Origin of the sequence: Streptomyces sp. NPDC048057 (assembly GCF_040653095.1) — a bacterium.
Lineage (GTDB): Bacteria > Actinomycetota > Actinomycetes > Streptomycetales > Streptomycetaceae > Streptomyces.
This window is the reverse complement of the sequence record NZ_JBEZNF010000032.1, coordinates 69382-82383: the sequence shown is the minus strand read 5'-3', so window position 1 is coordinate 82383 and position 13002 is coordinate 69382. Positions and strand designations below refer to the sequence as shown.

General features: G+C 70.2%; 13 protein-coding genes and 1 pseudogene. 8 read left to right on the top strand and 6 right to left on the bottom strand.

Annotation, left to right across the window (positions count from 1 at the left end):
• Positions 1-3 precede the first annotated feature (3 nt).
• The 4 genes from AB0E05_RS30680 to AB0E05_RS30665 form a co-directional block, all read right to left on the bottom strand.
• Entirely contained in the window at positions 4-480 is a 477-nt protein-coding gene (locus AB0E05_RS30680) for a MarR family transcriptional regulator (RefSeq protein ID WP_361969548.1), read from the bottom strand.
• A gap of 208 nt (positions 481-688) precedes the next feature.
• Positions 689-1438, bottom strand: a complete 750-nt coding sequence (locus AB0E05_RS30675; RefSeq protein ID WP_361969545.1) for an AIM24 family protein — start codon at positions 1436-1438, stop codon at positions 689-691.
• A 32-nt stretch (positions 1439-1470) separates the two neighbouring features.
• On the bottom strand, positions 1471-2121 hold the full coding sequence (locus AB0E05_RS30670) for an AIM24 family protein (protein ID WP_361969541.1): 651 nt from the start codon (positions 2119-2121) through the stop codon (positions 1471-1473).
• The gene (locus AB0E05_RS30665) at positions 2122-2760 is read right to left on the bottom strand and encodes an AIM24 family protein (RefSeq protein ID WP_361969538.1); all 639 of its coding nucleotides are present in this window, start codon (positions 2758-2760) and stop codon (positions 2122-2124) included.
• A 164-nt stretch (positions 2761-2924) separates the two neighbouring features.
• Between AB0E05_RS30665 and AB0E05_RS30660 the strand changes: the two genes are divergently transcribed.
• From AB0E05_RS30660 to AB0E05_RS30645, 4 genes are all read left to right on the top strand, one after another.
• Entirely contained in the window at positions 2925-3272 is a 348-nt protein-coding gene (locus tag AB0E05_RS30660) for a DUF3817 domain-containing protein (protein ID WP_361969535.1), read from the top strand.
• 175 nt (positions 3273-3447) lie between these two features.
• Positions 3448-3957, top strand: coding sequence for a MarR family transcriptional regulator (locus AB0E05_RS30655; protein WP_361969532.1), 510 nt, complete (start codon positions 3448-3450; stop codon positions 3955-3957).
• An 85-nt stretch (positions 3958-4042) separates the two neighbouring features.
• Entirely contained in the window at positions 4043-4369 is a 327-nt protein-coding gene (locus tag AB0E05_RS30650; protein WP_361969529.1) for a DUF3817 domain-containing protein, read from the top strand.
• A gap of 266 nt (positions 4370-4635) precedes the next feature.
• Positions 4636-6336 carry a methylmalonyl-CoA mutase family protein gene (locus tag AB0E05_RS30645; RefSeq protein WP_361969526.1) on the top strand — a complete coding sequence of 567 codons (1701 nt, stop codon included), beginning with the start codon at positions 4636-4638 and terminating at the stop codon, positions 6334-6336.
• A gap of 41 nt (positions 6337-6377) precedes the next feature.
• Here the strand turns inward: AB0E05_RS30645 and AB0E05_RS30640 are convergent, their stop codons facing one another.
• A complete protein-coding gene (locus AB0E05_RS30640) occupies positions 6378-6983 on the bottom strand; it encodes a TetR/AcrR family transcriptional regulator (protein ID WP_361969523.1) in 606 nt (201 codons plus the stop codon).
• A gap of 218 nt (positions 6984-7201) precedes the next feature.
• Here AB0E05_RS30640 and AB0E05_RS30635 point away from each other — a divergent pair, with 218 nt between their 5' ends.
• From AB0E05_RS30635 to AB0E05_RS30620, 4 genes and pseudogenes are all read left to right on the top strand, one after another.
• Positions 7202-8176, top strand: a complete 975-nt coding sequence (locus AB0E05_RS30635) for a tetratricopeptide repeat protein (protein WP_361969520.1) — start codon at positions 7202-7204, stop codon at positions 8174-8176.
• A gap of 644 nt (positions 8177-8820) precedes the next feature.
• Positions 8821-9474, top strand: a complete 654-nt coding sequence (locus tag AB0E05_RS30630) for a DUF6230 family protein (protein WP_361969517.1) — start codon at positions 8821-8823, stop codon at positions 9472-9474.
• A gap of 94 nt (positions 9475-9568) precedes the next feature.
• Complete coding sequence (locus tag AB0E05_RS30625) at positions 9569-10117, top strand: DUF6114 domain-containing protein (protein ID WP_361969514.1); 549 nt, start codon at positions 9569-9571, stop codon at positions 10115-10117.
• 10 nt (positions 10118-10127) lie between these two features.
• Positions 10128-11503, top strand: a pseudogene (locus AB0E05_RS30620) (hypothetical protein).
• Between the two features lie 71 nt (positions 11504-11574).
• Here AB0E05_RS30620 and pyk read toward each other — a convergent pair.
• Positions 11575-12999: a pyruvate kinase gene (gene pyk / locus AB0E05_RS30615; RefSeq protein ID WP_361969511.1), complete on the bottom strand. Its 1425-nt coding sequence runs from the start codon at positions 12997-12999 to the stop codon at positions 11575-11577.
• Positions 13000-13002 lie beyond the last annotated feature (3 nt).

The window sequence follows — 13002 nt, the reverse complement described above, 5'->3', positions numbered from 1 at the left end:
GCGTCAGAGCTTGCCGCGCTGCCCGCGCAGGTGGTCCACCACGGGGAGCAGTGAATCCCGCAGGTCCGCGAGGGCCTCGGGGGACATCAGGTCGATGAAGTGCCGGCGCACGGAGGCGACGTGGTGGGGCGCCACCCGGCGCATGGTCGCCATGCCGTGCTCGGTGAGCACCGCGAACAGGCCGCGGCGGTCCGACTCGCAGTTCTCCCGGCGCACCAGGCCCGCGTTCTCCATGCGGGTGATCTGGTGGGAGAGGCGGCTCTTGGACTGGAGCGTCGCCGCGGCCAGGTCGCTCATCCGCATCCGCAGGTCGTCGGACTCCGAGAGGTTGACCAGGATCTCGTAGTCGTTGAGGGTCAGGCCGAACGGCTGGAGGTCCCTTTCGAGCTGGTGCATCAACAACCTGTTGACGTCCAGGTGTGCACGCCAGGTGATCTGCTCGTCATCGGTGAGCCAGCGGGTGGCCGTCTCGGTCTCCATATGTGGATTCTACCTAAAGAAGTTGAAAGACGGACTATTTTTGGGTCGGGAAATCGGGTCGGAAATCGTCGGTCCGGAGGATCCGGAGGGTTCGGTCCACGGGGCCTGCGGAGCGCGCGGAGGCGCGGCACGCCCGACGTGTGAATGCGCAGTGTACGCAGCGCGCGAGGGGGGGTCGGCTACGGAGTCACGCTCCGCAGGGCCCCGTTCACAGCCCGAAGCGGCGCTGGAGGTCACCCAGTTGACCCGGCAGGCGCGGTGCGGAGCCGTGCTGCCCCTGCCCCCCGCCGTGCCCGGACACCACCCCCGCCTGCGCCGGAGGCTCCCCCGTCGCCACTTCGGGCATCAGCGCCTCGGAGGACTGCAACAGCACCGTCCCGGCGCCCACGAAGTCGAACTGGTGCTCCTCGCCGGAGGCCCCGCCGATGCCCGTCATTGCACGCACCCCGCCCATCACCCCCGTCATGTACCCGTGGTCGTAGTGGTGACAGGGCGAGGGGCAGTCCGCCCACCCCACCAGCGCCTGCGGATCCACCCGGATCGGGGGCTCCATGAAGACCACCGGGCCGTTCGACGCGGCGACGAACTTCCCCGTCCCGATCAACGTCAGGAAGCCCGGCACGATCGACTGCTTCAGCGCCAGCGACGGCTGGTACGCCAGCAGGTTCCCCGCGCGGATCGTCAGATTGCCGTCGTCCAGGTCGAAGGAGTTCACGTCGAACGCCCGGTCCGCGAGCAGCATCTTGCCGCTGCCCTCCGCCACCACCCAGTCGCCCGCGTGCAGCGGGGAGTGGAACGAGGTGCGCAGCAGCCGGTCGAGTCGACCGTGCCCGATGCCGTTGAACTCGATCTGCCCGTAATAGGCGATCATCTTGCCCTTCTGGAGGAACCACTGGCTCCCCTTCAGCTCCACACAGAAGGTGTACGGGTTGACGTTGTCGTCGCTCGGCAACGTCATCGGGTCTAGGGCCACGGGGCCGCCCGGACCGGTCACAGCTTCTCCTCCGACGCCTGGACGAACACCGCACCACTGCCGCTGAGCTCCAACTGGAACGCCTCGCCCGAGCCGCGCCCCACCATGTCGCGCCAGCCGAGCGCGGTGGACAGCTTGTTCCGCACGTCGCCGTGGTGCGCCACGTACGCCTGCGGGTCCACGTGCACCGGGCGCCCGGGGACGATCGGCAGTTCCACCACGCCGCCGTGCGCCATCACCGCCACCGCGCCGTGGCCGCGCAGCGTGGTGGTGAACAGGCCCTGGCCGCTGACCTGGCCGCGCACCATGCCCATGACCCCGCCCTGCGAGCCCATGAACATCGTGCCCTGCTCCAGGGTCCCCTCGAAGGCGAGCAGCCGGTCCGCCTCCACGTACAGCGTGTCGCCGGTGAGGCGGACGACCTGGACGTGGTGGCCGCCGTGCCCGAACATCACCGTGCCGCTGCCCTCCACCGTCATCAGCGGGGTGGCCTCGCCGGCGACCCGGCGGCCGATCATCGAGGCGACGCCGCCCCGGCCGCCGGCCGTGTTCGGGGTGAAGCTGACGTCGCCGCGGTACGCGATCATCGCTCCGCGCTGGCTGAACAGCCGCTGACCGGGGACGACCGTCACCTCGATCAGCCTGGAGTTGATCTCCCGGAAGGACATCTAGACGTCGCCCCCGATCGTGTTGCGCTCGCTCGGCTGCACGTACACCAGCCCGTCGCCCTCGAAGCGGATCTGGAACGCCTCGCCGCCGCCCTCGCCCAGGAAGGTGCGGAAGGTCACCCCGGACTGGAAGTTCTGGCGCAGCGAGCCCTGGTGGGCCACGTACGCGCCGGGGTCGACGGAGAGGGGGTACTGCGGGGTCACGCGCAGCACCACGGCCGGGCCGTCCGAGGTGATCGCGACCTGTCCGCTGCCCTCGACGGTGGTGGTGAACAGGCCGTTGCCGCTCGCCCCGCCGCGCAGGCCGGTGAAGGTGGTGCCGGTGCGCAGCCCGCCGTCCGTCGCCAGCAGGTTGCTGGACTCGACGTACAGCTTGTCGCCGTGCAGCGCGACGAGGTTGATCTCCGACGCGCGGTCGGCGAAGAAGCAGGTGCCCTGGCCCTTGACCTCCATCAGCGTCATCTGTTCGCCGGTGAGCCGACGGGTCACCATGCCGCGGATGCCCTCGCCGCCGCCGGTGAGCTTCTTGAAGGCCATCTGGCCGTCGTACGCGACCATCGACCCGTTCTTCGCCTTGACGGCGTCGCCGGTCATGTCGACCGCGAGCACCTTGCTCCCCTGGAGTCGAAACGTTGCCACGGAGCGACCGTATCCGGCGCAACCCGGTACGAACAGGCACTCAAGGAGGATCACGGCGCCGTTGTGCCCACCCCGGACAAAGGCTTGGCAAAGGAGGCTGGCAGAATGGGCCCGCGCTTGTGAGCGCGTTCACAAGATCGTCTCCCACCGAAGGTGCATCCGCCGTGGACATCAAGACCGCCTCGTCCCTCCACCGTCTCCGCCTCGTCTCGGCGCCGGAGGCCGTCTCCTTCATCCTGTTGATGGTCGCGTCGGTGCTGAAGCGCACCACGGACTTCAACGCGGTGCCCGCGCTCGGCATGATCCACGGCGTCCTCTTCATCATCTACGTCCTGTTCTGGCTGGACGCGTGGAACCGCACCAAGTGGGACCTGAAGACCGCGGCGCTGTACTTCGTGCTCTCGGTGCTGCCGTTCGGCGGCTTCGTGGCGGAGCGCAAGCTGAAGCGGGCCGCCGAGGACGAGGTCATCGCCTCGCGTGCGCGCCGCGAGGGCACGGTGAACCCCGCGTAGCCCTGGCCGCCCGCGGTGCATCCGCGCCGCACCCGCGACTTCCGACCGGCACCCCCCGACCGCCGGTCGGCGACCCCGCCGAGCACACCGCTCGGCGGGGTCTTCTCCGTCTCGGGGCGGACCGAAGGGCGAGACGGGACTGAGCGCCGGAGGGTGACTGGGTAGGGTCGGGCGCGTGTCCAAGCCGCTCAGCCTCTCCTTCGATCCGATCGCCCGAGCCGACGAGCTGTGGCGCCAGCGCTGGGGGCCCGTGCCCTCGATGGCCGCGATCACCTCGATCATGCGGGCCCACCAGATCCTGCTCGCCGAGGTCGACGCCGTCGTCAAGCCGTACGGGCTGACCTTCGCCCGGTACGAGGCGCTGGTGCTGCTGACCTTCTCCAAGGCGGGCGAACTGCCGATGTCGAAGATCGGCGAGCGGCTGATGGTCCACCCCACGTCCGTGACGAACACCGTGGACCGGCTGGTCAGGTCCGGCCTCGTCGACAAGCGGCCCAACCCGAACGACGGCCGCGGCACCCTCGCCTCCATCACCGAGAAGGGCCGCGAGGTGGTGGAGGCGGCCACCCGGGACCTGATGGCGATGGACTTCGGACTCGGGGCGTACGACGCGGAGGAGTGCGGGGAGATCTTCGCGATGCTGCGACCGCTGCGGGTGGCCGCGCGGGACTTCGACGAGGCGTGAGCGGCGGGCCCGGCAAGGGTCGGGCGACCCGCGGGCTGGACACCCCGGGCGCGGGGTGATATCCGAGCCCCGTTAGGCTCGGCGCATGAAACAAACCGTGCTGACCCGCTATCGCGTGATGGCCTACATCACCGCCGTCTGGCTGCTGGTGTTCACCGGGGCCATCGTGCTGAAGTACGGCTTCAGCACGGGCGACACCATGGTGATCTCGCAGATCCACGGCGTCCTCTTCATCATCTACGTGATCTTCGCCTTCGACCTGGGTTCCAAGGCGAAGTGGCCCTTCGGCAAGCTGCTGTGGGTGCTGGCGGCGGGCTGCATCCCGGTGGCCTCCTTCTTCGTCGAGCCCAAGATCACCCGTGAGGCGCAAGCACTCATCACCGGCGGCACGCCCGAGCCCGCGAAGGCGTAGGCCGGTCGAAGGCCGGCGTTTCGGGGGCGGAACTGCGCCCCCGCGCCGTGGCTGGTTGCACGATCCTCACGCCTGCGGTCCGGTGGGGGGCGGAACTGCGCGACAAGCCCACCGCCGGGCCGCACAGACCTACGCTCCCGCGGGGGGCGGTGCGTACGTCCCAGGGTCGCTCCGGGGCAAGCTCGCCCCATGTCCGCACGCAAGCGCAGCACACTCGCAGCGCATCCGCATCGACAGATAGTTGGACGTCCTAGTAAATTGGCTTCATGGACGCCCACGCCATTGAAGAGGGCCGCCTCCGCTGGCAGGCCCGATACGACAAGGCCCGCAAGCGGGACGCGGACTTCAGCACGCTCTCCGGGGATCCCGTGGAGCCGGTCTACGGGCCGCGTCCCGGCGATGCGTACGAGGGGTTCGAGCGCATCGGCTGGCCGGGTGAGTACCCCTTCACCCGCGGCCTGCACCCGACCGGCTACCGCGGTCGGACCTGGACGATCCGCCAGTTCGCCGGCTTCGGCAACGCCGAGCAGACGAACGAGCGCTACAAGATGATCCTGGCCGCCGGCGGCGGCGGGCTCTCCGTCGCGTTCGACATGCCCACGCTGATGGGGCGGGACTCCGACGACCCCCGCTCGCTCGGCGAGGTCGGCCACTGCGGGGTGGCGATCGACTCCGCCGCCGACATGGAGGTCCTCTTCCGGGACATCCCGCTCGGCGACGTCACGACCTCCATGACGATCAGCGGGCCCGCCGTGCCGGTCTTCTGCATGTACCTGGTCGCCGCCGAGCGCCAGGGCGTCGATCCCGCCGTGCTCAACGGCACGCTCCAGACGGACATCTTCAAGGAGTACATCGCCCAGAAGGAGTGGCTGTTCCAGCCCGAGCCGCACCTGCGGCTGATCGGCGACCTGATGGAGCACTGCGCCGCCGGCATCCCCGCGTACAAGCCGCTGTCCGTCTCCGGCTATCACATCCGCGAGGCCGGGGCGACCGCCGCGCAGGAGCTGGCGTACACCCTCGCCGACGGTTTCGGCTACGTCGAGCTGGGGCTCAGCCGCGGCCTGGACGTGGATGTCTTCGCGCCCGGGCTCTCCTTCTTCTTCGACGCCCACCTCGACTTCTTCGAGGAGATCGCCAAGTTCCGGGCCGCCCGGCGGATCTGGGCGCGCTGGATGCGCGACGTGTACGGCGCCAAGAGCGACAAGGCGCAGTGGCTGCGCTTCCACACCCAGACCGCGGGCGTCTCGCTCACCGCCCAGCAGCCGTACAACAACGTCGTGCGCACCGCCGTGGAGGCGCTGTCCGCGGTCCTCGGCGGCACCAACTCGCTGCACACCAACGCCCTGGACGAGACCCTCGCGCTCCCCAGCCAGCAGGCCGCGGAGATCGCGCTGCGCACCCAGCAGGTGCTGATGGAGGAGACCGGCGTCGCCAACGTCGCCGACCCGCTCGGCGGTTCCTGGTACGTCGAGCAGCTCACCGACCGCATCGAGGCCGACGCCGAGAAGGTCTTCGACCAGATCAAGGAGCGCGGACGCCGGGCCCACCCCGACGGACAGCACCCGATCGGGCCGATGACCTCCGGCATCCTGCGCGGCATCGAGGACGGCTGGTTCACCGGCGAGATCGCGGAGTCCGCCTTCCGCTACCAGCAGGCGCTGGAGAAGGGCGACAAGAAGGTCGTCGGCGTCAACGTGCACGAGGGTTCGGTCACCGGTGACCTGGAGATCCTGCGGGTCAGCCACGAGGTCGAGCGCGAACAGGTGCGCATCCTGGCCGAGCGGCGCGACCGGCGCGACGACGCCCGGGTGCGCGGCGCGCTCACGGCCATGCTGGAGGCTGCGCGGGACGGGTCGAACATGATCGGGCCGATGCTCGACGCCGTACGCGCGGAGGCCACGCTGGGCGAGATCTGCGACGCGCTGCGCGACGAGTGGGGCACGTACACGGAGCCCCCCGGCTTCTGAGGCCCCCTGTCCGGCAGCGTCGGTGCCGCTGCGGCAAGCCGCTACGGCACCGACGGAGTCAGGCCCGACAGCAGCAGGGCCGTGAAGTCGCGCGCCCACGCCTCGTCCACCGGCTCCGCGCTCACCAGCGCGCGGTGGACGACGGCGCCGGCGATCACGTCGAAGATCAGGTCCGCCCGGTCCGCCGCCCGTGCCGGGTCGTCCTCGTACGGCAGCTCCCCGCGGGCCTGCGCCCGCGCCCGTCCCTCCAGCACCAGGCGCTTCTGCCGGTCCACGATCGCCGAGCGGATGCGCCGGCGCAGCGCCTCGTCGCGGGTGGCCTCCGCCACCACGGCCATCAGCGCCGTCCTGGCCTCCGGGCGCTCCAGCAGCGCCGCGAACTGGAGGACCACGGCCTGCACGTCGGCGGTGAGGCTCCCGAGATCGGGCAGGCGCAGCTCGTCGAAGATGACGGCCACCGCGTCCACCACGAGTTCGTTCTTGTTGGACCAGCGCCGGTAGAGCGTCGTCTTGGCGACGCCGGCGCGGATCGCCACGTCCCCCATGGTCAGCTTCGACCAGCCGAGGTCCACCAGCGCGGCCCGTGTGGCGTCGAGGATCGCGGTGTCGGTCCCCGCGCTCCGGGGACGGCCCGTACGGCTCTGCATGCCCGCGACCATACCGGCGGGTAGGAGGATTGCTGTGAGGCAGTTCACGGGAGGAATCTCACACGGCGCCGTGCCGTCGCAGTTACGCTACGAGCCGTAGCGAAAGCCGTGATCGGCTCCAGCGACGACCACCGGCGCAGGGTGGGGACCGTGCGCCAGCTCCACGAGCTTTTCGGGGTGCTTTTCACTTGCGGGCGCGAAGGGGGGAGGATGTACTCATGCAGCCTAGGAACATGTCCATGAGCGGCGTCGTCGACCTCGCCGCGGTGAAGGCGGCCAACGAGGCCAAGGCCAAGGCGGAGCAGGCGCGGGCCGAGGCCGCTCGCCAGGGCGGCGGCGGTGCCGTGGCCCCCTCCGGCCTGGTGATCGACGTCGACGAGGCCGGCTTCGAGCGCGACGTGTTGCAGCGCTCCACCGAGGTGCCGGTCGTCATCGACTTCTGGGCCGAGTGGTGCGAGCCCTGCAAGCAGCTCGGGCCCCTCCTGGAGCGGCTGGCGACGGAGTACAACGGTCGTTTCCTGCTCGCCAAGATCGACGTCGACGCCAACCAGCTGCTGATGCAGCAGTTCGGCGTGCAGGGCATTCCCGCGGTGTTCGCGGTGGTCGCCGGGCAGGCGCTGCCGCTCTTCCAGGGCGCGGCCCCCGAGCGGCAGATCCGGGAGACCCTGGACCAGCTGATCCAAGTCGCCGAGCAGCGCTTCGGGCTGACCGGCATCGCGGTCGCCCCGGAGGGCGAGGCCGGCGAGCCCGCCGCCGAGGCCCCGGAGCCGGTCGGACCGTACGACGCCGCGCTCGGCGCGGCCGTGCAGGCGCTGGACGCGGGCGACTTCGCCGGCGCGGTGCAGGCGTACAGGAACGTGCTGTCGGAGGACCCCCAGAACACCGAGGCGAAACTGGGGCTCGCCCAGGCCGAACTGCTCGACCGGGTCAAGGACCTGGACCCGAACAAGGCGCGGCAGGACGCGGCGGCCCGTCCGGACGACGTGGCGGCTCAGATCGCGGCGGCCGATCTGGACCTGGTCGGCGGGCACGTGGAGGACGCCTTCGGGCGACTGGTCGAGGCCGTACGGCGGACCCGCGGCGAGGAGCGGGACGCCGCGCGCGTACGGCTGTTGGCGCTCTTCGAGGTGGTCGGGACCGACGACCCCCGGGTGGCCGCAGCCCGTTCGGCGCTGGCCCGCGCCCTGTACTGAGCGCCGCCGGGCGGCGCCCGCGCACCGTTCGTCCCCCGGTGAGTGACGGGGATCGACGGGCCGGAGAGCGCCCGTTGCATTTGGCGACACAGTGACAAAGCACCGCTCCTCTTTGCCAAATCTTGGCAAAGAGGAGCGGTGTTACTCGCAGTAAATCAACATGCTTGCCCTGTCCGGCTTTTGGTGGTCTTGCCCTGCTATGCCGTGGAGAGCTGGTGCACCCTGTGTGCCCGTGCGGGCAACGCGTGGCCGGTGTGTGGTCATCAGGTCGTTACTAGCCAGTAACGATCCCCCTTGTGTCAAGGCCGTGAATGGACCACGATCGGCGACGCTCGGTCCAATACCGCACCGGCCCGGCTCCCCGGCCGTGCCCGCGGTTTCCTGGGTCCCCACCGAGCCGGCCGGCGCACCGCCGGACGCGGACAGGGGGGTTCCTGCCGAACGGCAGGGCCTGTCCGACCCGAGGTTGCGCATGACGCGTCAGGCGCGATCAGTGGTTGTCGCTCGGGGGTGATCGCCGGTGTTTCGGTCGCGGTACGCGCCTGGAGTCGCGGGCGCTCTTCTTCCCGGGGACGTAGCGCTTCTCCCACCTCGTGACGGACGGGTCCGTCAGCCGGGGTGTACGTCCGAGAAGGAGGAAAGTCATGGAGTCGATGACTCGTGGCGGAACCAGATGGAAGCGGTTCGCCCTAGTCATGGTGCCGAGCGTGGCGGCCACCGCCGCCATCGGCATCGGGCTGGCACAGGGGGCGCTCGCCGCGTCCTTCGCGGTGTCCGGCCAGGAGTTCAAGGTCACGGCAGGCAAGCTCGACGGCACCGGGTTCGCGCAGTACGGCGGCGTGGACATGGGCTACAAGACGATGGACGGCGACGACAAGACCAAGCACCCGGTCGCCATTTCGACCTTCCGGTCGGCGACCATCAAGAACATGTGTCAGTCGGTCGTCACCGACGTGCCGTTGCTGGGGAAGATCACGCTGGAGCTCCGGGCCGGTGAGGGCAGCAAGTCGGTCGAGGCGGAGAACCTCTACCTCGACATCACCGAGCTGGACGGCGACGCGAAGTTCACCAACATCGACATCGGTGTCGCGGCGAAGGACACGGACTCGCGGCGGGGCGGCAAGGGCCCGGTCGTGAAGGACGAGGTCCTCCCCAACGGCTTCGCCCAGCAGGCGGACCGGGCCGTGCTGACCGGCGTCAAGCAGAAGGCGTGGGCGACCACCGCCGGCACCTTCAAGTTGGGCGGTCTCAAGATGCGACTGCACAAGGGCGACGGCCCGAAGGTCGAGTGCTACTGACGGTCGACCGTCCGGGCGGGCGGTGACGCCGCAGCGGCGCCGGCCGCCCGCCCACTCTCCACCCAGCAACACCAGTTCCAGGGAGCTGTTTTCCATGAGCGCCGACTCCATGGCCACCGGGCGGAACGAGCACCCCACCCGGACCCTCTGGCGAAGGTTCCGTGACTGGCGGGGGCAACGGCCTTTCTGGGCCGGGCTGTTCACCCTCATCGGCGGCATCCCGATCGCCTACTTCCCCTATGCCAGCCTGAAGCTGGGGCATCTGACGCTCTCCATGTCGACGACCGCGGGCGCGGGTTCACTGATCATCGGCGTGCTGTTGGTCACGCTGGGGCTCACCATGTGGTTCCACCACATCGTGCGGGTGTTCGCCGGGGTGGCCGCGATCCTGCTCGCCCTGATCTCGATCCCCGTCGCCAATCTGGGCGGCTTCGTGATCGGCTTCCTCTTCGCCCTGCTCGGCGGTGCGCTCTCCGTTTCCTGGGCGCCCGGGAAGCCGATCGTGCACGAGCCGGAGCCCTTGGCGACCCCGGGGGAGGTCACGGCGCCCACGGCAGCGCCGGCCCCGATGCAGGCCGAGCCGGCCGACCCGTACGAGAAGACGACCATCGACCCCCACGGTGGGAGGAACAGTGCAGGGTGACGTCACACCGCTGACCGGGGCCGGGACGGGTGCCGACGGCGATGGGGCGCGGGCCGGGAAGGGCCCTCGGCACGCCGCCCCGAAGAAGTCGCTGTTGAGCAAGCTCCAGCGGCCGGCCGGGAAGGCGATAGCCCTGGCGGCCATGCCGACCGCCGTCTTCGTCGGAATGGGTCTCACCCCCAAGGCGGCCCTCGCCGACAACAAGGACATCCCCTTCGCCCCGGGGCCGTGCGTGACCCGGTCGGACGAGCCGCAGGAATCCTCGAAGCCCGAGAAGCCCGAGAAGTCAGGGCAGGCCGAGACCCCTGAGCGGGCCGGGAAGCCTGAATCCCCGAAGCCGTCCCAGAGCGCGAAACCCTCGGACGAACCGTCGGGCGAGGAGGAAGCGGAGCCGGGTGCGGACCCGCCCGAGCGCAACGGCCAGGACGACGCGGAGCCGGGTCGGTCGCCCGTGGCGGCGTCCGCCGAGCAGGACGGGAAGGGCCAGACGGCGGCCGGCGCCAGCCCCTCGCCCTCGCCGAGCGCGACCAGGACCCGCGACCCCTGGGACCCGTTGGGGGTGGGGGACGCGCTGCGGGACCTGTTCGGCTTGGGGGACAAGGGCAAGCCGCCGCCCCCGACCCCGCCCGCGACGCCTCCGCCGAAGGCGACCCCGCCCGTGGCGGCGGACCCGAAGCCGTCCACCGAGCCCCCGAAGAAGCCGGACGCGGCCCGGCCCGGCGAGCACGACGCCGCACGGGAGCCGGCCAACGACGACGGCGGGACCGAGGAGGCCATCCGCCGGGCCGCCGATCGGGCGGGAGCCGAGGTCGAGGAACTGGCCGAGGACGCCAAGGGCCTCGAACCGAAGAAGGACGAGGACATACCCGACGGGGCCAAACCCCGCTTCCCGTGCCCCACCCCGGACCCCGAGGCGCTGGCCGAAGCCGAGTTGGAGCCGGGCATCCCCGACCTCCCCGACAAGCCGTGGATCCTCAAGAGCACCAAGCTCACCCTGGCGGGCCTGGACTACCAGGGCATCGTCGAGGTGCGGACCGGCAGCGGGGCGGTCAAACCGGTGCTGAAGTTCACCGCGAGCAGCGTCGACATCAAGGACCTGCACCAGCTGGTGGACGGCCCCGCAAGACGACGATGCACGTGGAGGCGGACAAGGGCTCCACCTCCACCATCCGCAACGGCACCGTGACGATGTACACCGAGGAGCTGAAGGGCAACCTCTTCGGGATCATCCCGGTCACCTTCAGCCCCGAGAAGCCGCCGCCGCTGAACGTACCGCTGGCGATCTTCACCGACGTGACGGTCCGCCAGGCGGGCCAGTTCGGCGGGACGCTGACGGTCCCGGGCCTGCACAACTATTTCACACCCGGCGACTACGAGGCCACGTAGCCGTATGAACGCGGCGGTGCCCCGGTCCGCATCGGACCGGGGCACCGCCGTGCGTCACGTCGGGCCAGGGCTCAGGCCTTGGAGCCCAGGTGGTGCACCCGCACCATGTTCGTGGTGCCGGGGACGCCGGGCGGCGAGCCGGCCGTGATGACCATGGTGTCGCCCTCGTTGTAGCGCTGGAGCTTCGACAGCTCCGCGTCCACCAGGTCGACCATCGCGTCGGTGTTGTCGACGTGCGGCACGACGAAGGACTCCACGCCCCAGCTCAGCGTGAGCTGGTTGCGGGTGGACTCCTCGGTGGTGAAGGCCAGGATCGGCTGGCAGACGCGGTAGCGGGACAGCCGCCGCGCCGTGTCGCCGGACTGGGTGAAGGCGATCAGCGCCTTGCCGTCCAGGAAGTCCGCGATCTCGCAGGCCGCGCGGGCCACCGAACCGCCCTGGGTGCGCGGCTTCTTGCCCGGCACCAGCGGCTGGAGGCCCTTGGAGAGCAGCTCGCCCTCCGCCGCCGTGACGATCTTCGACATCGTCTTGACGGTCTCCAGCGGGTAGGCGCCCACGGAGGACTCGGCGGAGAGCATGACCGCGTCCGCGCCGTCCAGGATGGCGTTGGCGACGTCGGACGCCTCGGCGCGCGTCGGCCGCGAGTTGGTGATCATCGACTCCATCATCTGGGTCGCCACGATCACCGGCTTGGCATTGCGGCGGCACAGCTCGATGAGGCGCTTCTGCACCATCGGGACCTTTTCGAGCGGGTACTCGACGGCGAGGTCACCGCGGGCCACCATGACGCCGTCGAACGCCATCACGACGTCCTGCATGTTCTCCACGGCCTGCGGCTTCTCGACCTTGGCGATCACCGGGACGCGCCGGCCGACCTCGTCCATCACCTTGTGGACGTCGCGGACGTCGCCCGCGTCCCGGACGAAGGAGAGCGCGACCAGGTCGCAGCCCATCTCCAGGCCGAAGCGCAGGTCCTCCACGTCCTTGTCGGAGAGCGCGGGCACGTTGACCGCGGCGCCGGGGAGGTTGATGCCCTTGTGGTCGGAGATCACTCCGCCCTCGACGACGATGGTCTTCACCCGCTGGCCGTCGACCTCCACGACCCGCAGTTCGACGTTGCCGTCGTTGATGAGGACCTGGTCGCCCTTGGCGACGTCCCCGGGCAGGCCCTTGTAGGTGGTGCCGCAGATGGTGCGGTCGCCGGGCACGTCCTCGGTGGTGATGGTGAACTCGTCACCGCGCACCAGCTCGACGGGGCCGTCGGCAAAGGTCTCCAGACGGATCTTGGGGCCCTGGAGGTCGATGAGCACGCCGATCGCCCGGCCGGTGTCCGCGGAAGCCCGCCGCAGGCGCTCGTAGCGGCCCTGGTGGTCGGCGTGGTTGCCGTGGCTCATGTTGAAGCGGGCCACGTTCATCCCGGCCTCGATGAGAGCTTTCAGCTGCTCGTACGAGTCGACGGCGGGGCCCAGTGTGCAGACGATTTTGGAACGGCGCATAAG

What these genes read in the sequence shown, in the direction of transcription:
- AB0E05_RS30680 (WP_361969548.1), bottom strand. Translation starts at nt 480, where the DNA reads ATGGAGACCGAGACGGCCACCCGCTGGCTCACCGATGACGAGCAGATC.
- AB0E05_RS30675 (WP_361969545.1), bottom strand. Translation starts at nt 1,438, where the DNA reads ATGACGTTGCCGAGCGACGACAACGTCAACCCGTACACCTTCTGTGTG.
- AB0E05_RS30670 (WP_361969541.1), bottom strand. Translation starts at nt 2,121, where the DNA reads ATGTCCTTCCGGGAGATCAACTCCAGGCTGATCGAGGTGACGGTCGTC.
- AB0E05_RS30650 (WP_361969529.1), top strand. Translation starts at nt 4,043, where the DNA reads ATGAAACAAACCGTGCTGACCCGCTATCGCGTGATGGCCTACATCACC.
- AB0E05_RS30645 (WP_361969526.1), top strand. Translation starts at nt 4,636, where the DNA reads ATGGACGCCCACGCCATTGAAGAGGGCCGCCTCCGCTGGCAGGCCCGA.
- AB0E05_RS30640 (WP_361969523.1), bottom strand. Translation starts at nt 6,983, where the DNA reads ATGCAGAGCCGTACGGGCCGTCCCCGGAGCGCGGGGACCGACACCGCG.
- AB0E05_RS30635 (WP_361969520.1), top strand. Translation starts at nt 7,202, where the DNA reads ATGCAGCCTAGGAACATGTCCATGAGCGGCGTCGTCGACCTCGCCGCG.
- AB0E05_RS30630 (WP_361969517.1), top strand. Translation starts at nt 8,821, where the DNA reads ATGGAGTCGATGACTCGTGGCGGAACCAGATGGAAGCGGTTCGCCCTA.
- AB0E05_RS30625 (WP_361969514.1), top strand. Translation starts at nt 9,569, where the DNA reads ATGAGCGCCGACTCCATGGCCACCGGGCGGAACGAGCACCCCACCCGG.
- pyk (WP_361969511.1), bottom strand. Translation starts at nt 12,999, where the DNA reads ATGCGCCGTTCCAAAATCGTCTGCACACTGGGCCCCGCCGTCGACTCG.